Source organism: Solibaculum mannosilyticum, from assembly GCF_015140235.1.
Classification (GTDB): domain Bacteria; phylum Bacillota; class Clostridia; order Oscillospirales; family Acutalibacteraceae; genus Solibaculum; species Solibaculum mannosilyticum.
Map to the genome: position 1 here is coordinate 1685397 of NZ_AP023321.1, position 21513 is coordinate 1706909.

16 protein-coding genes are annotated in these 21513 nt (G+C 51.1%); 4 read left to right on the forward strand and 12 right to left on the reverse strand.

What is annotated here, in order from left to right; translation table 11 throughout:
* Nucleotides 1-33: 33 nt before the first annotated feature.
* Together glgP and C12CBH8_RS08090 are read right to left on the reverse strand one after the other, a co-directional pair.
* Nucleotides 34-1674 carry an alpha-glucan family phosphorylase gene (gene glgP / locus C12CBH8_RS08085; protein ID WP_215532966.1) on the reverse strand — a complete coding sequence of 547 codons (1641 nt, stop codon included), beginning with the start codon at nt 1672-1674 and terminating at the stop codon, nt 34-36.
* Nucleotides 1671-3614, reverse strand: coding sequence for an alpha-amylase family glycosyl hydrolase (locus C12CBH8_RS08090; RefSeq protein WP_215532967.1), 1944 nt, complete (start codon nt 3612-3614; stop codon nt 1671-1673). The genes glgP and C12CBH8_RS08090 overlap by 4 nt, the downstream gene beginning before the upstream one ends.
* Nucleotides 3615-3770: 156 nt before the next feature.
* Between C12CBH8_RS08090 and C12CBH8_RS08095 the strand changes: the two genes are divergently transcribed.
* Together C12CBH8_RS08095 and C12CBH8_RS08100 are read left to right on the forward strand one after the other, a co-directional pair.
* Nucleotides 3771-4052 carry a cupin domain-containing protein gene (locus C12CBH8_RS08095; RefSeq protein ID WP_090264258.1) on the forward strand — a complete coding sequence of 94 codons (282 nt, stop codon included), beginning with the start codon at nt 3771-3773 and terminating at the stop codon, nt 4050-4052.
* 43 nt (nt 4053-4095) lie between these two features.
* On the forward strand, nt 4096-4701 hold the full coding sequence (locus C12CBH8_RS08100) for a DUF4364 family protein (protein WP_090264261.1): 606 nt from the start codon (nt 4096-4098) through the stop codon (nt 4699-4701).
* An 84-nt stretch (nt 4702-4785) separates the two neighbouring features.
* Here the strand turns inward: C12CBH8_RS08100 and C12CBH8_RS08105 are convergent, their stop codons facing one another.
* Both C12CBH8_RS08105 and C12CBH8_RS08110 read right to left on the reverse strand, forming a co-directional pair.
* Nucleotides 4786-5043, reverse strand: coding sequence for a pro-sigmaK processing inhibitor BofA family protein (locus tag C12CBH8_RS08105; RefSeq protein ID WP_321199490.1), 258 nt, complete (start codon nt 5041-5043; stop codon nt 4786-4788).
* Nucleotides 5040-5342 carry a DUF2508 family protein gene (locus tag C12CBH8_RS08110; RefSeq protein ID WP_090264265.1) on the reverse strand — a complete coding sequence of 101 codons (303 nt, stop codon included), beginning with the start codon at nt 5340-5342 and terminating at the stop codon, nt 5040-5042. Before C12CBH8_RS08110 ends, C12CBH8_RS08105 begins: the two co-directional genes overlap by 4 nt.
* 150 nt (nt 5343-5492) lie before the next feature.
* Here C12CBH8_RS08110 and C12CBH8_RS08115 point away from each other — a divergent pair, with 150 nt between their 5' ends.
* Nucleotides 5493-5732 (forward strand): hypothetical protein, encoded by a 240-nt coding sequence (locus C12CBH8_RS08115; protein ID WP_215532968.1) that lies wholly within the window; start codon nt 5493-5495, stop codon nt 5730-5732.
* Nucleotides 5733-5806: 74 nt separating this feature from the next.
* On the opposite strand, the gene C12CBH8_RS08120 is transcribed toward C12CBH8_RS08115, so the two are convergent.
* From C12CBH8_RS08120 to C12CBH8_RS08135, 4 genes are all read right to left on the reverse strand, one after another.
* Nucleotides 5807-11770 carry a GH92 family glycosyl hydrolase gene (locus C12CBH8_RS08120; protein WP_246441808.1) on the reverse strand — a complete coding sequence of 1988 codons (5964 nt, stop codon included), beginning with the start codon at nt 11768-11770 and terminating at the stop codon, nt 5807-5809.
* Nucleotides 11771-12071: 301 nt separating this feature from the next.
* Complete coding sequence (gene leuB, locus C12CBH8_RS08125) at nt 12072-13145, reverse strand: 3-isopropylmalate dehydrogenase (RefSeq protein ID WP_215532970.1); 1074 nt, start codon at nt 13143-13145, stop codon at nt 12072-12074.
* A gap of 418 nt (nt 13146-13563) precedes the next feature.
* Entirely contained in the window at nt 13564-14892 is a 1329-nt protein-coding gene (locus C12CBH8_RS08130) for an alpha-amylase family glycosyl hydrolase (protein WP_215532971.1), read from the reverse strand.
* Between the two features lie 444 nt (nt 14893-15336).
* Nucleotides 15337-16035, reverse strand: a complete 699-nt coding sequence (locus C12CBH8_RS08135; RefSeq protein WP_099322441.1) for a helix-turn-helix domain-containing protein — start codon at nt 16033-16035, stop codon at nt 15337-15339.
* A gap of 153 nt (nt 16036-16188) precedes the next feature.
* Between C12CBH8_RS08135 and C12CBH8_RS08140 the strand changes: the two genes are divergently transcribed.
* Nucleotides 16189-16905 (forward strand): histidine phosphatase family protein, encoded by a 717-nt coding sequence (locus C12CBH8_RS08140; protein WP_215532972.1) that lies wholly within the window; start codon nt 16189-16191, stop codon nt 16903-16905.
* A gap of 101 nt (nt 16906-17006) precedes the next feature.
* Here C12CBH8_RS08140 and rnr read toward each other — a convergent pair whose 3' ends face one another.
* From rnr to C12CBH8_RS08160, 4 genes are all read right to left on the reverse strand, one after another.
* Complete coding sequence (gene rnr, locus C12CBH8_RS08145) at nt 17007-19124, reverse strand: ribonuclease R (protein ID WP_215532973.1); 2118 nt, start codon at nt 19122-19124, stop codon at nt 17007-17009.
* 44 nt (nt 19125-19168) lie between these two features.
* Nucleotides 19169-20014, reverse strand: a complete 846-nt coding sequence (gene pgeF / locus C12CBH8_RS08150) for a peptidoglycan editing factor PgeF (RefSeq protein WP_246441396.1) — start codon at nt 20012-20014, stop codon at nt 19169-19171.
* Between the two features lie 114 nt (nt 20015-20128).
* The gene (locus C12CBH8_RS08155) at nt 20129-20650 is read right to left on the reverse strand and encodes a spore maturation protein (RefSeq protein WP_090264281.1); all 522 of its coding nucleotides are present in this window, start codon (nt 20648-20650) and stop codon (nt 20129-20131) included.
* 32 nt (nt 20651-20682) lie between these two features.
* Nucleotides 20683-21264 carry a nucleoside recognition domain-containing protein gene (locus tag C12CBH8_RS08160; RefSeq protein WP_246441399.1) on the reverse strand — a complete coding sequence of 194 codons (582 nt, stop codon included), beginning with the start codon at nt 21262-21264 and terminating at the stop codon, nt 20683-20685.
* Nucleotides 21265-21513: the final 249 nt, after the last annotated feature.

The window sequence follows — 21513 nt, forward strand, 5'->3', positions numbered from 1 at the left end:
TCTCCTTTGTTTTTTGTAAGGTTTTGTTTTCCCTTATTTACTCGCCTTTTTCTCAGCCGTATTTTCCTCTGGCTTTTGGCTGTACATAAGGTCATAATACTCATGTACCATCCGTGCCGCAGAAAAACGATCGGTCGCCATAGAGATGGAAGCGCGCATCATTTTAGCCCATTTTTCCTTGTCCTCATAGTAAGTGGGGATGACCTCGGTGAGCAGTACCTTGTACAGAGACTCCCGATCCAATTCGTCCTGATCTTCCCCTTCGTAACCGTCGCCGATCTGCCAGCCATTGGCACCGTGTTCGCAGCCTTCCGGCCACCACCCGTCCAGCACGCTCAGATTGAGAACGCCGTTCATGGCCGCCTTCATGCCGGAAGTGCCTGATGCTTCCATGGGACGTCTGGGATTGTTGAGCCATACGTCGCATCCTCGGGTGAGAAGCGCGCCCACTGTCATATCATAGTCCTGGACAAAGACGATGGATTCCGGATACTTTTGGGACATGGCATAGTATTCGGCCACAATATCTTTGCCGGTAAGGTCGTTGGGATGGGCTTTGCCGGAGAAAATGATTTGGAGTTTCCCCTCCTTCAGCAGAGGTTCCACCACCTCCATACGGCCAAAAATCAAGTTTCCACGTTTATATGGCGCCGCCCTTCGGGCAAAACCGATGGTCAGGACGTCTTCCTTGAGACGAACACCATTCCGCCGCTCAATTTCATCGATCATTTTTCTCTTGGCTTCCCCGTGAGCGGCCATCAGGTCCCCTTCTTCCCGATACGCACTGTACACCTGAGCATCCTGCCACGTCCCATTGTGAACGCCGTTGGTAATGGCTAAAATGGGAGCGGCGTCCTCCACCTTTGCCCACATTTTCCGCGCTGTCTCACCGTGCAGCTGCGCGACGCCATTGGCCATATAGCTCATGCGCAGGCTGGCCACCGTCATATTAAACGGATCGCCTCCCAAGTCTATGATATCTTCTTTGTCCAGCCCATTATATGCCCCCATGTACTGGAGCAGGTCATGGGAGTGAACTTCATTTCCAGCTTCCACAGGGGTATGGGTGGTAAATACGATGGAGCGGCGCACCGATTCCCTGGCCTCTTGGAAGGTAATACCGTCCTTTTCCATCTCCCGGCGGATGAGCTCCAAGCCGGCAAAAGCGGGATGACTGTCGTTGAAATGATAGAGATCGGGTTTCATATGCAGGGCCTCCAGAGCGCGGATACCGCCGATTCCCAAGATCATCTCCTGAGCGATGCGTTCCTCATTGAACCAGCCGTAAAGCTGGCCGGTGAGGAGGCTGTCGTTGTTATCGGGAAGGTTGGTATCCAACAGGTAAAGAGGCACATTTCCAAAGCAGTCGCACAGCCATACTTTGGCCCGCACTTCCCGGCCGCGGATTTCCACCGACACCTCCACTCCGGTATCCTTTAAGAAATCATACCGGTATTCCGGGAAGCAATCCATGGGACGGCCGTTTTCATGGATCACCTGGCGATCATACCCCTGGCGCCACAGGATCCCGACGCCCACCATAGGCATTTCCAAATCATGGGCCGCTTTTAGAATATCTCCTGCCAGGATACCCAGCCCGCCGGAATAAATTTTAAAGGATGGGTCTAAACCATACTCCATGCAGAAATAGGCGCACAACGGCTTTTTACTCATCTCATTTCCTCCTTCGACTCCAATAAAACAAATCCAAATTTCTGGAGTTCTCCACTTTTATCTTGCCCTTCTAAGCTGAAACCATCACTGGCTATCACCTCAAAGGACCTTATCCCCTTTAAGCTGCCATCAAAAATCTTAGAGAAATCCACTTGTCTCGTTTCAGCCCCTCGGTTGACAACTGCCGCCAACGCTTTCCCCTCTTTTTGATAGTAAAGTACAGTCAGCTCTCCATCCCGGTCCAGCGTATCCCAGTCAAAGGCATCCTTATCCTGTATCCAAGAACCGTATCGACGACGCAAATCAATGATCTCGGTCATCCACCGGACGCGCTCCTCGATGCCAGGATTTAACCAGTCAAACCGGACCCTGTCGAAAAAAGCCAGTTTGCCATACATGGGATGATCGGGCGGCAACACAAAGCGTCCTGTTTCATCGTTGCAAAGCCCTAGGTTCATGGGCTGAATTTCTCCCAATTCCTGTCCATTGTTGATGAGCAGGACATTATTGGGCAGCAATGATAACATACGAAAAATAGCCTTTGCCTGCCCCTCCCCGCCGGCCATAAGAGGGGCACGGGGAGTATCGGCCATCTCGACGGCTGCGGTCACCGGCAGTACTGACTGAAGTCCTTTTGCAACACGATGGTTTACACGGTTGGACGGCGTATTTTTCCAAATCTCCCACAAGTCCCCGGTGATAAAATGATTGCCGTCCTGAGCCGCACGGGGGGCATTCTCCGGGGAAAATTCCTCCGACCACAGCAGGAAATCCGGTTTGCACGCCTTGATCCGGCGGACAATTTCCCGATAAAGGGGAGCCGGCAACGCATGTCCCATATCGATGCGCGCCCCATCCAGTCCATATCGGGTGATATAATGGGGAATGACGCCGGCAATGGTATCCCAAAGCTGGCGGTTGGGATTCCCTCCCTCAAACACGCTGCATTTTACCCCGTCCTGCGCCAGAAAAGGCGGCAGTTCCTGAGCCGGTAAATTGCGTTGCGCCGCCGGGCTGGGATCAAAATAAAACTTTAAATAGGTAATGTCGGTCCAGGGAGGCTGCGGATCGTTGATGGTATCGGCAAACCCGGTGAGGGTACAAATCCCCAACCGGTCAATGCATACATCTAAAACGCCTTTCCCCTGCTGATCGGCCTCTTCCACTATCCGGCGCCACTGCTGCTCCTCAGGCGGCTCTACAAAGCACTCGATAAACTTTGCCATGTCCGGAGACTGGTAAAGGGCATCCACATTGTCTGCGCTCACCACTTGATGTCCCGCCCCCGGAATACCCGGCGCTTGTAGCTCGTCCCGATCATCCGCCTTGATCCAGTAAAACCAATCGGGATGCTCCCGGATCATCACATTATCCCTGGCCGCGGTACGAAATACAAAGTCCAACGCCACCCGCATTCCCAGGCGATGGCACGCCTCCACAAAAGCGGCAAACTGTTCTTCCGGCGTAATCTGCGGGATCAATCGGTCTCCCAGCTCCGGATCTAAGGATAAAATATCCTGGATGCAGTAGGGGCTGGGAAGCTCTCCCTTGCCGAAGGCATGGCTGGATAAAAAAATGGGCAGAAGATAGACAAGATCCACGCCCATCTGCTTGAGCCTCGGCAAAAGGGCGATACACTTGAGCAAAGTGCCGCTTTCCAACTCCCCATCGCTTGTGTGGTTCCACGCAGTGAAAGCCCGGGGCATCATGGAATACATGACGCTCCCCTCTACAGAAGCTTCTGCTTGCCTTTTGGGATCCTGCAAAATCTTCTTCAAACAGTCACTGTAGTAGCGTCTGGGATCCACGATCACTTCACCGGGACGGTTTTCATCTTTTCGGCAGGACGTGGACAAATAATTCCACCAGGCTGGGATATAATACTCTTCTCCCTGCTGGATCTTGTCCACCGCTCTTTGTATGGTCTCAAGCGGAGTCACTGGTCCGCCTCGCTTTCTCTCAAAGAATAATTTTCAGGTACCATTTATTATAAGCCTTCCCATGCCGTTTGACAACCGCTTTTCCCTGCCGATTGACACCGTCCCTCAACCTTGGTAAAATAAAAGAAAACAATCGGGTAAAGGAGGCTTTTTTCTATGAGTTCAATTGTTGTCAAGGATATCACCCGCCAGGAGGCGGAGGAGCGGGGCATTTTTAAGTGGAGTACTTGGGGATGCGGCGTCTCCACCTTCGATTGGAGTTATGACGAATCGGAAACCGCTTATCTCCTGGAGGGCGAAGTGGAAGTCACAGCCAATGGGGAAACGGTACGGTTCGGCGCCGGTCAGTTGGTTTACTTCCCCGCCGGCCTGGACTGCGTTTGGTCGGTGAAAAAGCCTGTGCGCAAGCATTATAAATTCGGTCTTCCTCAAGAATAACCTTCCCTGCGGCCATTTGTGACGACGAAAGGCGGTGTTTGCAGTGGAACACGATGCTCTTACAGCCGGCGTCTCTCCCGGCGGTTTGATCGACTATCACCAGATTTTACTGCTTATCTGTTACATGCTCCGTCATGTGGGACAGCCCATGGTGCAGGAGCATATCACCAGCATCATTTATGAAAATGGATTGGCCAACTTCTTTGAGGTCAATGCCGCCATCGGCGATCTGATGGAACGGGGCCATATCACTTCCTTCCAGGACACGGATACCGGAGATATTATGCTTTGTGTGACGGAGTCCGGCCGGAAAGTGGCGTCCACATTGGAAAGCGATCTGCCTTTGTCAGTGCGGGAACGGGCCGTGACGGCGGCGGTACAGCTTTTGGCACGGCGCAATATCGAACGCCAGAATCAGGTGGATATCGTCACAAGGGAAAACGGCGTGGCGGTTACCTGCCATGTATCTGACGGAAAACAAGATCTGATGACCCTCACCCTCTTGGTGGGGGACCGCATGCAGGCCGAGGCTGTCCGGGAACATTTTTTAAGCGATCCCACTCGCGTATACCAGGGGGTCCTCGCCCTCCAGACAGGGGATATGGACAGTTTTACCGATCTTCTTCGGCGGGACGGCCCTTCTTTCTGATGGTTCAAAACAAGGATGACAAAAGGCCGACGCCGGAAAATGGCGTTGGCCTTTTGTTGTTTGCGATAGGTCTATGTTTTTCTGTCACAAAGCCGCCATGTTCAAAAGAAGCAGTGAAATCACGCCCGGTGCACCGGCCAAACAGGCAAAACCCAGACTTAGTCCATTGACCGAAAGAGCCATACCGGTAAAGGAGCTGGTCAGATTGACGGCTATCATCAAGAGGATGCCTTGTGCGCAAGATTTGAAAAAGGCTCCCACTGGTTTACCGGTCCGCACCATGGCGGCTAAAATGATCAGTCCCCCGACTGCCAGTACCGATGCCGAAATAGCAAAACCTATCCCACCACATTTCCCTCCTTTGCATCCATGTGCATCTCATAAGGCTGGCAGGTGATGCCCTGTTCCCGGGCTTGCCGGTTGAGATACCGGTATCGGGCCTCCAGCGCCTCCATCTCATAGATGCACGCTTCCATCAGATCCTCATCGCTTTGAGCTGAAAAACGGGAATGAGCGGTCTGCATCATCTGGCAGACCAGTCGGATTTCTTCCAGCAGACGTTCCTTTTCCGGATCGACTTCCGGCAAAGATTCACGCTTTCTCCCAAAAAGGTTTCTAGCAATGTCTTTCATTCGTTCCATTCTGATCCCGCCTTTTCTATGTTATTGTATGCTTGTAGTTTCGTCGGATATGCCAAGCCCTATACAACATTTTGCGGGATGTTTGCGTGTATTTGGCCCTTCCGGTGAATATACTAGAATGAAGAGTTTGATAGAAACGAGGTGACTGATATGGGTGCGATCTTCTATACGGAACGGTTTTGCTCGATAGTCGGACATAACATCCCCCTCCTGAACCAGGACGGTAAAGGGGAGCTGCACTGTCTATGGCATCAGGAATGCGTCAAAAGGCGCGGCGGATGTCACAACCGTTGGATCTTTCCTCACGGCGCTCAGACAGAAGCCGTCCTTCCTTCTCAAGAGGGACACGACGCTTCGCCGGACCGATCTATGGTTTCTTCCCTGCGATAATGGTCAAAACGGCCCTGTGCTCTCTAATCTGAGAGACAGGGCCGTTTTTTTATCCAAAGAGATTAATTGTGTGTTTATCTACCAGTGTTCCCATTCCACCGGGCGGAATATACAGGATAGGCGGAGGATGGGAAACCTACTGTTTGGGGAAATCTCTTCCACCATTTGTCCTGTTCGCCGTTTGCGACAGCGGCAATCGGTTGCGATGCAGATGCTTCTGTCGGGACATCCTTTTGTTCGGATGGGGCTGGGACATGGTTCTTTCCAAATTTCACCTTCTCACAGACCGGTTGGAACGTATCTCCATCCCAAACGAACACATTGGCGTAATACCCTTCTTCTGCAAAATGGCCGTCGCCATTGTCGGGCATTTCGAGCGTCACCTGGAGCGATCTTTCCTGTCCGGCGGCCACAGTTTCAACTGTCTGGCCAGAGTAAACCATACGTCCATCGGCATTGTATACGGCCACCACCAGCATGCGGTTTTGATCCTCTGTAGATGTGTCCTGATATTGCAGCGTGGTAACCAATGTCTCGGCCGACAATGTATCTATGGCGTTGCCTTGACCGTCAGTAAATGTGAGAGGCGATTGAGGTTCTGTGGTCACAGCTTCCACTGTAGCGGCAAAGAGAGAAACACTGTAGTTTGCTTCTTCTCGATCGTTTTGATCCACCATAAGGCGGATGGTGTATTTCTGTGCCTCATCGCAGTCAAAGCTCAGATTCAGCTTGCGGTAGATGCGGCTACCTCCCGGATTGGACCATAAAGGTTCCTCCAGAACTGTATTCCCCGCCTGATCCATCACCTGGACGTAAGCGCCGGCACGGACGCCTGAAATATAGAAGCTTGCATCGTGCTGTCCCGCTGGGAGATCCATATCAAAAGCAATGCCGGTATTGTTCCACACGATATAGCGGATATTTTCACCAGTTTCAGTGGGAGCGCCGTTTTCCCAATTAAAATAGGGTGAATTGGGATTCCATTTGTCCATCTGTTCCTCAGTGAGATTCCCGCTGACAGCCGATGCCGCCCCGGCAAAAACAGATTCTTGACGATCGGCTTTGTAGATGATCTTATCCTTGTACCCTAAATAAGCCCAATCGTCGTATTTTTCATCGCTGAGATGGACGGTCGACTTCTCTTCTACCTTTTCAATGCCTGTCATTGATACCTTTTGCTCTTCAAATACGGCCCGAATGGTAAGGGAGTCAGAGGGCATTGTGAACGTAAGGGGGCTGACAGCTTTGCCGTCCAAATCCAGGGATCCCTTTACCACTTCCCAACGCTGTAACTGATAGCCATCCTCTGGGACGGCATTCAAAGTGACGATATTTCCTGTTTTATAGATGCCTGCACCTGTGACTGAGCCAGGTCCCTGAACCAGTACGGTGACGCCGGGTGCCTTGGTCTTTACTGCAACAGCCGACAATCCCACACTATAGTTTGCCGCTTGTTGATCGTCGCCCACCAGCAGACGAACTGTAAAGGTCTTCTCCTCTGTACAGAAGAAATCGAGGGTTACTTTCCGATATTGGCGTTGTTCGCCGGTGTTGTCCCAAAGGGATTGCCGGGCCACAATTTCACCCGAGGAATCTACAACGGCAAGGGTTGCATTGGCTCGGATGCCGGTGGCATAGAGGGTCACTTCATAGGCCCCTGTAGGCAATTCCAATGGAACCTCCAAGCCCTTTTTGGACCAGCCAAAGGTGGTCGATCCATTGTTCTCCGACTGAACCGGCGTGCCGTCGTCCCAAGTGAAGGAAACCGGCTGATTCGCGTTATTCTCGCCGGTGGAATAGGCTCCATCCATACTGGCAATCTGACCGATCATCGGGTTATCCTGGTCTTTCCGGACTGTTTGGATGCCATACGGCTGATTCAGTCCGTATTGTGTCCAATCGTCGTAATCGCTTAAGTAGACAGTGGTCCCTGCCGAGATCTCCTCTATCCGGGAGACGGCAGCTTCAGGCAGAGGTTCCCAGGAGGCGTAAAGGGTAATGTGTTTTGTCACTGCGTCGGACGCAAAATCCCACGGTATGGTGAGATCAATATCCTGGTACCATCCTCCAAAAGTATAGCCAAAACGGGTAGGGTCCTCCGGTTTTTCTAGAAGGCTGCCGTCTTCCACCTGCTGAACGTCTACGGCGCTCCCGCTGTTTGTTTCAAATGCGACGTTGTAGACAGCGATCCATTTGGCATACAGAATTATATCAGAGGTAACGGTATCCTGGTCAAAATCAAAGGCCTGCGTGCCGTCGGCATCTCGATACCATCCTAGGAATCGGTAGCCTTCCCGAATGGGATCGGAGGGTTTTGTCGCCTTTTCTCCCTCCTGCACCGATTGAGTAGGTACTTTGGTGCCTTCTGCACTGTCAAATGCTACACTGTAGGAATCGACCGTATGCAAAGTAGCGGCGGCAATGCCTACGCTGAAATCATGGCTTTGATCGTCTTGATCGGTTAAGAGCCGGACAGTGCACTTCTCCGGTACCTGCAATTCAAACTGTATGCTGACCTTTCGATATTGCCGATTCTCACTGTTAGGCAAAAGCTCCTGCTGAGCCAGGAGTCCTCCCTCTTCACCCAACACCTCGATGGTGGAACGGGAGCGGATTCCGGTCGTGTACAAGTCCACATCATAGGCTCCTCCCGGCATATTGAGCACAAGCTCAATGCCTTGCTGGCTCCAGACGATGTTCTGATTGTTGTCAGCTGAAGTATCCGGGGAACCGCTTGTCCAGCGGAAGCCAGGTGCATCGCCCGAAAGGGTTTCCTGTGTCCAGGTACCTCCCACATTCTTCAGACCGCCTCTAGCCAGGATAGGGGATTCCTCACTGGTACGGCGATTAATCTTATCGATAGCACTGAACTGAGCCCATTCGTCGTAGCGGGATGAGTCCAAATCCACTACAGTCCCTTGTTCCACTGGTGTAATGGACTCGATGGTGGCGCTCGCCTCTTTTGTATAATCTACAGGGGTACTCCCCATCTCGAAGATCAGTTCACCGCCGTTTACGATGTCTTCGTGATGGAACATAGTGCTCTTGTAAGGCTTGCCGTTTAACGTGATGGACTGGATGTATTTATTTTCTTCCGAGAGATTGTTGGCAATGACGGTAAACTGATTGCCATTGTCCATATGGATGGTGGTTTTGTCGTAATGAGGGCTGGTAAAATAATATAAGTTCTGCCCTGCGTTGGGGAAGAATCCGATGGAGGAGAAGATATACCAGGAGCTCATGGCGCCGGAATCATCGTTGCCGGGTTTGCCGTTGAGACTGAATTTGTTGCGCATCATCTCTACGCAGTCGGTGGTAAGATAGGGTTTAGAAGTATAGTTAAACAGGTAGGCCGATAAAAATGCCGGTTCATTGCCGATATCAACCCAGTTTTTCTCGATCCCCAGTTTGAGACGGTCGCAGAAGTTCTCCTCCCCGCCCATCTTCTCAATCAGTTGGGGGATGTCATGGGGGACAAAGAAAGAATATCCCCAGGAACTGGCCTCATAGAAAAATTCCACCCACGATCCGTGGCTCTTAGTGGGATCCGGGATGAGCTCATCGTCATATACCCAGGAACCGTCGGCTGCTTTGGGCCAGATGAATCCGGCATAGCCATTGTTGACAACATCCGGATTCCAGATGTTGGTCCAGCTGTTGCTGCGCTCCAGCCATTTCTCATAATTTTCTGTATCGCCGAATCCTTTGGCCATCTGGGCCGCCAGATAATCGTTGTATGCGTATTCCAGCTGGTAGGAACAACTCATGATCCGGGTAATGGTATCATCGCTGGGGATCCATCCCAGGGACTTGTAATTGGAATCTCCAGGGTTAGCAATGTTCCAACCCTGATAATCCAAACGGTAATCGGTGGCATTCTTTTGAATCACTTCATAGGCTTCGTTCCAGTCTACGCCCTCGATGCCTTTTACATAGGCGTCTACAATGACGTTGTCGATATCGTCGCCGCCCTGTTGGCCTATCATATCGTTGCCTCCGACGATGGAGTCACGGACATAGCCATTGACCTTCTGCCGGGTGATATAGCTGTTGACGGTCTTGGCTACCAAATCAGGGTTTGTGATGGTGTACAATGGATACAGTGTACGCCAAGTGTCCCATGTGGCAAAGTGGTCGTCCATCATATCGGCATCGCCGTATTTGGCAATGTCCCCGGTACGGTCACGGGGCATGAGATGCGCGTGATAGATGCTGGTATAAAAGATTTGTTTTTCCTCGTCGGAAACGTCGCCGCCGATGACGATTTTATTGAGCTCTTCATTCCATTGATCTTCTGTTTCAGCTTTGACGGCATCATAATCCCAGTCGGGGATTTCTCCCTCCAGCCATGTTTTGGCCTGATCGACGCTCTTAAAAGAAACACCCATCTTCATAAGGATCTCTTCATCGGACTGGGTGTCAAAGGTCAGATACGCGCCCATCCCCGCCAGACGATCGATGACGTCCACCGGGCCCATGCTGTTGACGCCGGGCTTGGGACCAGAGGCATCGTAAGTACCGGTGACTTTTGGGGTCTTATTGACAACAGCGTAGAAGTACAGGTCATGCTCCGGACCCCAACCGCCTGCATAATGGCCGGAACCGCTGATAATGGTATTCCCCTGTTCATCGGTGGAGACATCCACTTTGATATCTTCTGCATCGCCGTTGGCGATGTTATGGGCCATATCGATCACTAGGTTTGCATCGTCCGATTCGGGATAGGCAAACTTATAGATGGTAGAATGTTCCGCTGGCGTAAAGGAACAATCGATATCGTAATCGGTAAGTGTTACGCTGTATTCCGAGCAGGTGGGATTCTCATTTGCTTTCTCCGAATCATGGCCGTCCAACCGGGTGGAAAGTCCCACTTGAGGGGAGACCAGGAATTGTCCGTATTTGCCCACGCCGGTGCCGCTGACGTGGATCTGAGAAAAGCCACGGATTTTCCCATCGGCGCTATAACCGGTGCACTTATTTTGAGGATCGGTGTCCGGGCTTGGGTTGACGGATGCATTCGGGCGCTGCGGGCCGATGACGGTATTGCTGTATCCAGACGTCGATCCAATATTCATATTGATGTATTGGGTCAGATCCTCCTCTTGCTGCCCCGAAGGATCGGTAAATACCGCACGTATGGCGACGTCCCCAGACGGCATTGTGAAAGAAATCGGGTTGGCCGTTTCATCGGATAATTGAACGCTGCCTTTGACAACCTGCCATTCTTTAAATGTATAATTTTCTTCTGGAGCAGCAGTCAGAGTGACTTCGTCCCCTTTTATAAACTGGCCATCCCCTGTAACGCTTCCTCCTTTGGTAGCGCTCGTGGAAACGGTATGAGGACTTGGCTGTCCAGCCTTAACGGTAGCCGCTGCAAGAGCAATACTGGGCCAATCTGCATAGTTATCGGTTGCAATAATATCCACAGAAATTCTTTGCGCGATTTCGCTTTCGTAAGAGATGGTCACCATCTCAGGCAAGTGTGCCCAAGACCCACCCCCTTCATTGAGAGTAGATTTCCCAATTAAAGTATCGTTTTGATCCCGGACCTCCACCTTAGCGTTGCTGTTGTAGGTGGAGGTATAAAGAGCCAGATCCCATTGTCCGGCAGGGAGGTCAAAATCCAGGCGAATGCCTGTGCCCTCGATTCCGGTTTGGCCTACGCCGTTTTTGATAAAATAGCGGCTGCTGGCCGACTGGGTAGGCGTTCCATCCGACCATTCAAATTCCATGCGATAATTTTTGACGTCGGATTCACTGGCGGAACTCAATCCAGTTCCCTTGATGGCCGACGGCGTACCAATAATCGCTTCTCCACTGCTTTTACGGTTGATCGTTCCCGCACTGGTATGGCCAAAATGGGCCCAATCGGTGATCCCCTCTTCACTCAGATCCACGATAGCAGGGTTTTCTGCACTGGACGACAACGCTTCTACAGCGATGTCCACTGTAGCGCTTTCCCGCCCTTGAACGTAAGCCATGGGAAGCATCCCGATCACCATGACCATCGCCAAAAAGAAACTGGCGAACTTCTTCATTTTCACACAACACACCTCTTTTTCTATCATCAGAAATCATAAAAATACAAGCCTTCTTCTTATCATCTCTCTTCTATTTCTAAAATTAAAGAATTGATTCCTACTATTCCAATAAAACATCTAAATTATGGGCAGTTTTTTTGGAATAATCCAAATTTTATTTTATTCTTTTTAACCATTTAAATCAAGTATATTTATTATTTTGGAAATGAAAATACATTATAATCCTAAAAAGAAAGCCCGGACCATTTTGATCCGGGCTTTCTTTTTAACTACAAATTTTATTTTCGGCCAAATGAACTTACAGGTTGTCTACCACCAATTGTCCCATGGTGACGGTGTCCACCTTTTTCGTGCCTTCCGTATAGATATCCGGCGTGCGATATCCTTGATCAAGCACCTTGGCCACGGCAGCATCGATGGCATCGGCAGCTTCCATCTCATCCAAAGAGAACCGAAGCATCATGGCCACCGACAAGATGGTCGCCAACGGATTGGCAATACCCTGTCCAGCAATATCGGGGGCCGAACCATGGATGGGTTCATACAGGCCTCTCGTGCCATCGCCCAGGCTGGCCGACGCCAGCATCCCGATCGAGCCGCTGATCATGGACGCCTCATCCGACAGAATGTCTCCAAACATATTGGAAGTCACCACCACGTCAAACTGGCCGGGATTGCGCACCAGCTGCATCGCACAGTTGTCCACATACAGATGCGACAGCTCCACATCCTCATATTCCTTGGCCACGCGCAGGATCACTTCCCTCCACAAACGGGAGGATTCCAACACATTGGCTTTGTCCACCGAGCACAATTTATGGCCCCGTTTTCTGGCAAGATTAAAGGCCACCCGGGCGATGCGCTCTACCTCCGGCACCGTGTACATCTCTGTGTCAAAAGCAGCGGGTACCCCCTTGACCATCTTACGGCCCCGGTCGCCGAAATAGATACCGCCCGTCAGTTCGCGGACCATCATAATATCCAGCTCTTCCCCAATGATATCGCCTTTAAGAGGGGAAGCATCCCGCAGGGGTTTAAAGATACGAGCCGGACGCAAATTGGCGTACAGACCCATGCCGGCGCGGATCCCCAGCAATCCCGCCTCCGGACGGTTGTTGCCCGGCTGGGATTCCCATTTGGGGCCGCCTACCGCTCCCAACAATACGGCGTCAGCGGCATTGCACTTCTGGAGGGTTTCCTCCGGAAGCGGGACTCCAGTCTCATCGATGGCGATCCCGCCCAACAAGGCCTCGTCGTAGGTGACGGTAAACTGATGCTTTTCTGCGGCACGATTTAAAACCTTTACCGCTTCAGTCACGATTTCCGGACCAATTCCGTCGCCTCTCAGCAGCACGATGTTGTAATTTTTCATCCGTCTCACTCCATATCCACAAATATAAATAGAAAACGACCGTTCTTCTTATTCAGAAAAATGGTGCGCCTATCGACTAAAAAATAAAAACGCCCCTATCCACGCACATTCTCGCATGGATAGGGGCGCGGAATCCTCTTCCTCGCGGTACCACCCTATTTCAGCACACTGCTCCTTTTACAGCACAGATGCCCTCCTAGGCCAATAACGCGGCCAAAACGTCCTACCCTTCGGCAGGCGACTCCGGGATGAGCTATCCACAAACGCCTCGCCGCCGGCTCGCAGCATCCGCCGGCTCTCTTGAGACAAGGACGATGTCTTTTTCCCTTCACCGTCTTATTTCCCTATTCCCGATCGATATCTTTTATCAGATCGGGTTCTATTATAGCATCTCAGTGGGATTTGTCAACCGATCTCCTCATTCCACCTTCACAACGGCACTGCCATAGGCTGGTAAACAAAAATTCCCCTCAAGCTCAACCTCCTGGCCGGTCAACAGTTCCGTCCCTTTGACCCGGCGGTCGAGCTGGAAGTTTCCTTCCTGTCCCTCGGCATTGATAAAGATCAGAATGCTCTCCCCCTCCGCATTGCGGGAGAAGGCAAATTGCTTGTTGGTGAGGAATTCCTTTTGATAATCGCCTTCCCACAAGGCGGGATGATTCTTTTTCACCTCGGCCAATTTTTTAAGATGTTGGGTAAGACTGCACTCCTTTTGTGCTTCAAGCTCCAAACAAGGCCGTAAAACGCCGTCACCGTCTTTTTTGTCTCCGGGGATGCCCCATTCGCTGCCGTAATACACCGACGGGATCCCAGGCATGGTATACAGAAGCGTATAGGCCGCTTCCATCTGATCGGGACATTTTAGGGCGGTGGCAAATCGGGAGACGTCGTGGTTATCGGCAAAATTATAGAGATGCTTTCCGGTAAAAAGACACCAGGGCTGATTTCCAAACAGGCGCTCCAGAGAATGGGCGATCTCAAAGAGATTCTGATCGTTGAAGCTGGAGTAGAGACCTTTGTAGCACTCATAGTTCGTCACCGAATGAAGCATGTCGGGATCCAGCAGACGTTTCAAATTGTCGTTCATGTGCACCACTTCCCCTAACAGGAAGAAGCCGGATTTGACGCTCCGGCATCGGGCCGACAGCTCCTGCATAAAGGAAGGCTCCAGGCAGTAGGCCACATCCAAACGGATGCCGTCGATGTCAAACTCCCGGATCCAGCCTTCGGCCGAGTCCAGCAGATACCGCCTCACATCGGGATGTCCCAGGTTGAGTTTGACCAATTCCTGATGCCCTTCCCAGCAATCGTACCACAGTCCGTCGTGGAAAGCGTTGTCCCCGTCAAAATTCAGGAAAAACCAGTCCTTATAGGCCGAATCCCAACGTTTTTGCAGCACATCTACAAACGGTCCAAAATGCCGGCCGGTATGGTGAAATACGCCGTCCAGGACCACCCGGATTCCCTTGTTGTGCAGACGCTCCACCACCTCCCGGAAGCCCTGGTTGGTACCCAATCTCCTGTCAATCAGACGGTAATCGGCCGTATCATATCCGTGATGGTCGGATTCAAAAACAGGGCCGAGATACAGAGCGTCACAGCCCAAATCGTCGGCTATGTGGCCGGCCCAATCGGCCACCTTTTGGATTCTTTCCTGGGGAGAGGACATAAAATCATTGTCCATAGGCGCCCCGCAAAATCCCAACGGATAAATATGATAAAACACCGCTTTATCTGCCCAATTCATTGTGCATCACCTCAACAAAATAGATCACCATAGCTTTGGCCCTGTAGGACCGGTCTTATACAAAGTATAAAGAAGATTATCTTTTTTGCAACTCTTTTTTTGCCGGACATCTCTTCCGCCTTTCCCGTATTACTCTTTTCGGTGAAAGCACTTCACCACAGTGATCTGGTAAAAAATGTTAGAGCTTTGTAATCTTTTCTGCCGAAAGGTATCAGTTTAGATACTTTTTTGTAAAGAAATCAGGTGGATTTTCCCATTTCTCTTGCAGTATAATAATCTCACAGCAAGATCCCAACTTCTTCTTTTTCCATTCCTCCTTCTTTTTTATTATCCTTCCTTCTTTGAAAAAATAAGAACGGCTCGCTTCGGATCAAAGCGAGCCGTTCTTATTTATTTGCTCTACATTTGTGCTTTTCCCAGCCAGATCACAAAAATTTATGCGAACTATTTTTTATTGTTGTACCCCATGCGGATTTCTGCATTTTGAATCAAATTAAAAAGCGACGAAGCAAACAGCGGATAATCCTGAGCCAATTGATCTGGCGTCATGGCCAAATCATCCTGGGATAACAGTGGTTCCATCTCTCCCACCGCCATCCCTTTGCTGAGACATTCAGCATTGGTTTCGGCCATCTGCATGTGGGCCGTAGCTGTCCCGCGGGCCAGCATGGACGGTACGGCAAAGGTTCCTTCCGGATTCTTCGCATTGGCACCGTACAGCAGCCGCAGTACACGATAGACACTGAGCATCAAAAAGGCGGAAATTTCACCAGTCAGCCCTTTGTTGTTGCATCTTTGCAGTTTATCGAATACAATATTGAGAGAATTGGCAATCAGCTTCTTATTCAGAGTGGGCAGGATACTGCCGCGGATGGTCTCCCTACCGGCAGCGTCCGGCTCAGGGATGTCCTCCACCGTGAGGAATGCGCCGTTACGATCAGGTGTACGTCCCAGAAGATAATCGCAGGACACTCCATAGTAATCGGCGATGCGGGTGAGAAAATCCAATCCACACTCGCGAATTCCCTTTTCATAGTGGGAAAGCAGCGCCTGTGAAATCCCCAAATCCTGCGCAACCTGTTTTTGGCTGTATCCGCACTCTTTGCGCAGTAGCGCAATGATGCGTGGAAAACTGCTGTTCATAAGACGCGACCTCCATGCACTTTTACGATATGTATAATTATAATGCATGTGTCGAAATTTGTAAAGAAAGATCACTACAAATAGGAAAATTGAAGGCACTTTTCATCCTGTTTCTGGTATGTAATCTATAATTTCCCATTTCAAGGAGGAAGTATGAAAAGCTATACCATCCATTTGATCCGTCATGGCCTTACCGATGGTAATACAAAAGGGCAATACATCGGCTCCACTGACGTCCCCCTGGCCCCGGAAGGGCTGACCCAACTGCTCCAATTAAAAGAACGGTTTCAATATCCCAATGCCGACGCCTACTTTACCAGCCCTCTTCTGCGCTGTCAGCAGACCTTAAAGGCTCTGTATCCACAAGCCACTCCCTTGGTCATCCCGGGCCTTGCCGAGTGCAGCTTCGGCAAGTGGGAGGGGAAAACCGCAAATGAATTGCAAAACGATCCGGAATTCGTCCAGTGGATGGAAGCTGGAGGCAAGGACGCTCCTCCAGAGGGAGAAAGCAGCGCCCAGTTTCAAACCCGCTGTTGTGAGGCCTTCTCCAAAGTGGTGGAGGGACTGATGAAAACCGGTACCACTTCAGCAGTTATCGTGACCCACGGAGGGGTCATTATGACGCTGCTCGCTACTTTTGGTCTGCCGCGGGCCAATTTCTACGATTGGCTGGTGGATAACGGATGTGGCTATAGCATCCGTGTTACACCCAATCTGTGGATGCGCGGACAAGTGGTGGAGGTATATGAACAGCTCCCCCTCGGCATTCAGGATCCGGATTCCGGCAATCAGACCATTGTGCTGGATATCGCCCGGGAAGCTGCCAACCGAGCTTGGGGTGATGTAGAAGACCATCCGGAGGAATCCTAAAGCCGGAAACAACAAAAGAAGCCCGTTTATCCTCAAAAGGGAGGACAAACGGGCCTTTTCTTATTTTATCATGAATATTGTCTGCTGGATATCGTATGATATCACTGATCCGATCCCTGGAAGGGAGTATAGGACAAAGCCTTGAAATCGATTTGTCCGCTGGATACGTCGGCCCGCAGCACTTCGATTTCCATGCTGTCCCCCACTCCGATTTTTTGTCCGGTCTTGCCGCTGACATAGTAAAATTCCCCGTCATACTGGAATTCGCCCGGCAGCATATCGCTGCGCACCAGGCCTTCCACCGTATTGGGAAGCTCCACATAGATCCCGTGGGGCGCTACGCCCGATACCACACCTTCCAGCTGTTCCCCTACCCGGGAAGCCATATACTCGGCCTTATAACAATCCTCGCAACGTCGTTCGGCCGTCATGGCACGGATTTCACAGTCGGTGGACTGCTGACTGATATCTTCCACCACGCCTCCATAGGTTTTCTCCATCTGCCCTTTGGTCTTGCCCGAGATCAGATCCTTGAGAATCCGATGCACCATCAGGTCGGGATATCGGCGGATGGGTGAAGTAAAATGACAGTAGTCTTCCAGCGAGAGACCGTAATGTCCCAATGGATTGGGATCATACCGGGCTTTTGCCATGGCCCTGATAATCTGATGGGAGATGACGTGGCAAAACGGAGTGTGTGCAGAGGCATCCAACAGATTGGCAAGATCCTTTGTCTGCACCCCGGGTTTTAATTTTCTGGTCTGAAAGCCCATCACATCGGCTACCCGCTTAAGTGCCTCGATGCGTTCGGGATCGGGCTGCTCGTGCACGCGGTAGACAAACGGAACCTTTTCCCGCTTGGCGTAACGGGCGGCCGCCTGATTGGCACAGATCATCAGCTGTTCGATCATCTGCTCAGCGAGGCCTTGTTCCCGGGGCTGGATATCCTGTACACGTCCCTCCTCATCCAGGATGAATTTGCATTCGCTGGACGCAAAATCCATCGATCCCCTGGAACGCGCCTTCTCTTTTAAGATATTGGATAGCTCCTTCATCACAAGCAAGGTATCGGCCATGGGTTTATACTTGGTTTTGACTGCATCGCTGGCCGTACCGTCAAAAAGATCGTTGACTTCGCCGTATACCCCTCGCACTTTGGAACGAATGATGCTTTTTACAAAGTCGCACGAGATAAAATCCCCTTTGCTGTCCAGCTCGATGAGGGCAGAGACCGTCAACTTATCGCTGCCGGCATCCAAAGAACATACGCCGTTGGACAACTCGGTGGGCAGCATGGGGATCACACGGTCGGCAAAATAAACTGAAGTTCCCCGTTTCAGCGCCTCCTGATCCAGAGTGGAACCCATAGGGACGTAGTGGGATACATCAGCGATGTGGACGCCCAGACTATAACCCTTCATGGTACGGCATACCGAAACCGCATCGTCCAGATCTTTGGCATCGGGACCGTCGATGGTAAAGATCGCTTGATCCCGCAGATCACGGCGATCGGTAAGGTCCTCTTCCCGGATGCCCTGTTCAGCCATATTCCGGGCCTCCACCTGGACCTCCGGTGGAAAATCTGCCGGGATGCCCTCCATATCTACAATGGAGTCGGCGCATACCTTGGCACTCTGGGCGCTGCCATAAGACCGCACCACTCGTGCAGTGGCCTGACGCCCCTCTTTGTCGTAACTGAGCGCCACCCGTACTTTGCTTCCCTCCGTCATTTTGGCCTTTTTGGAAGAGACAACCTTAATGTTATACCGTACGCCGGCATCGGGCGAGATTTCCAGCTTGCGTCCGTTTTTGACTACGCGTCCGGTGATCTCCCGTTTTCCCTTTCGGACGATGAATTCCACACTTCCCTCCCATCCCTTCGGGGACTGCTTGACCTTCAAAAGCACCAGATCCCCGGGGAGAGCCTGATTGAGATGACGTCCCGGGATAAACACATCCCCCTTTTCCTGGGACCGTGCAAAAGCAAATCCCGATGAAAGGGATAAGATCCGGGCCGGGACAAGTCCCGCCGTCTTGCTGGAAATCAACTTATGTTTTTGAGTGACCAGGATTTGTCCCTCTTCCACCAAACCATCCAGCGCTTTTTTGAGCAACACTGGATTTTCCTGTTCCAGCCTGGCAAGGTGAAACAGTTCCCTGCGGGACATGGCGCGCCCTTCTCGTTCCAGGCACGCCAGTAAAATGGACTGTATCTGCATAAAATGCTCCTTCTTTTATTGTCGTAATGCAATCTGTCTTTTTCTTATACTCTTTCCGATGGCCTGATTTGAAGAAAAGCCGCCATACCGCCTCTCTGACCATGGGATGCCCGATGGGAGAATAACTGATCTGGATTGCAGCAGGTACATAGTTCCGCCATCTGGATGTGTTCCGGCATCACGCCGGCATCCGACAAAATCTGACGGTTGATGTTCCACAGATCCAGTTTGTATTTTCCTCCGCCGCTCTCCGGCATCCACCGTGCGCCATCTTTTAGATTTAGCGCTGCAAATTGCTGATATACCGGCTCGTCCACTTCATAACAGCAGGGACCTATGGACGGCCCTACAGCGGCCAAAAGATCCTGTGGACGGCAGCCGAACGCCTCCTCCATTTTTCGGACGGTCACTTCTCCAATACGTCCTACCGTCCCCCGCCATCCGGCGTGGGCCAAGGCCACTACCCGCTTGACCGGGTCCACAAAAAAGAGCGGGACACAGTCGGCATAATAGGTCACCAGCGTAACCCCCGGCTCCTGGGTCACAACGGCATCCACGCTCTGGTAATCCTTCGGACGCCAGATCCCTTTTCCCTTGTCCTCAGCCGTCACGATGCGGACATTGGTGTGATGATCCTGGTCGGAAGCCACCAAGCCTTCGGGATCAAATCCATTGGCTGCACAAATGCGACGGTAGTTCTCCCTTACATTTTCATCGCTGTCTCCCCGGCCGAAACTTAAGTTCATCGAGGAGAATATGCCCTGGCTCACGCCTCCCAATCGAGTGGAAAAAGCATGGGAAATGCCCTCCACCTCTTCCAGCATAGGAAAATGAAGAGTGACCACTCCATCTTTTTGTTTTACCATCATATTGGAATCTTGTAAAGACATTGCAATTCCTCCCTTGAACCAACTCTTTCCTGTTAGTATACCACATCCCAATACATCTTACAAGTTTTACAATTAATTCGCTAAAATTGTATCAAAATAGATAAAATCATTCTTTTACTGGAAAAACAAGGAAACCGTAACAGCGCTGACAATCATACTGGCTAGATCAGCCGTCAACGCCGCCGGGATTGCATGACGGGTCTTCTTGATGCCTACCGCTCCAAAATAAGCGGTAACTGCATAAAATGTAGTCTCAGTGGAACCCATCATGACCGACGCTACCCTTCCGGCCAAGGAATCCGGACCGTTTTCCCGGATGATGTTCTCCAAAATAGCCAGGGACCCACTGCCGGAAATAGGACGTAAAATAGCCAGTGGCATGACCTGTTCGGGAAGGTGGAGGAAATCGGCCACCGGTTTGAGACCATAGATCAAAACGTCCAGTCCTCCGGAGGCCTGAAACATAGCCACTGCCGTCAAAAGTCCGACCATGGTGGGAACTAGGCGTGCGGTGGTATCCAATCCTTCCTTGGCCCCTTCCACAAAGGTCTCAAACACCGGCACTTTGCGCAGCAGACCCAGTAAAAGAATCCCTCCTACAAAGATGGGTAAAAAGTAGTTGGCGATCTGTCCCATGGAGTTGCCTCACCCTTTCCTGCGATACGCCCCTATTTCTTCCGCTGCAACAGCTTTGCCACGAATATGCCTACCACCAGTCCGGTGAGACTCGTCACCCAGACCGCCGGCAGAATGTCCATAGGCGACTGTGCTCCATATTTGCCCCGTATGACGGCGATGGTTGTTGGGATGAGCTGGATGGAGGCGGTATTGAGCACCACAAACAGAACCATCCAATTGGTGGCCCGTTGTTTTTCCGGATTGTGCCGCTGCATCTCCTTCATGGCGTGAAGACCCAAAGGCGTTGCGGCATTGCCAAGCCCCAAGAGATTGGCCGTCATGTTCATGGATATGGCTTTTCCCGCCGAGCTTTTGGGATCCATCCCCCGGAAAATCCACTTGGTGATGGGACTCAGGATTTTGCTGATGATGGCGGTAAGTCCTCCCTTTTCCGCGATGCGCATCAAACCGCTCCAGAGGCACATGGCTCCCAACAGTACAAGCATCAATTGGACAGCGTTGCTGCCTCCCTCCATCACCGCTTGGGACACCTCTCCCATCCTGCCGTTGAGGATGCCAAATAAGATGGACAAAATCATCATACCTGCCCAGATGTAATTCAAATCTGTCACCTGCCCTACTCTCTTCCTTCCATTTGTATGCACCGGCGGCAGACAGGTAGTACACCTTGTTTCTTTTGAGATCCATCCCTCAATCCATCATAATTCGACATTTTTTGACCAACAGATAAGAAATTTTTTCTTTATTCGTGCAAATTGCTGTATTTTATTGATTTGTTCGCTTAAATTCTTAAAAAGACTGTTTTTATCGACGAATTACCTTTTTTTTCCTTTCTATCATTGACAACTCTGGAAATATTT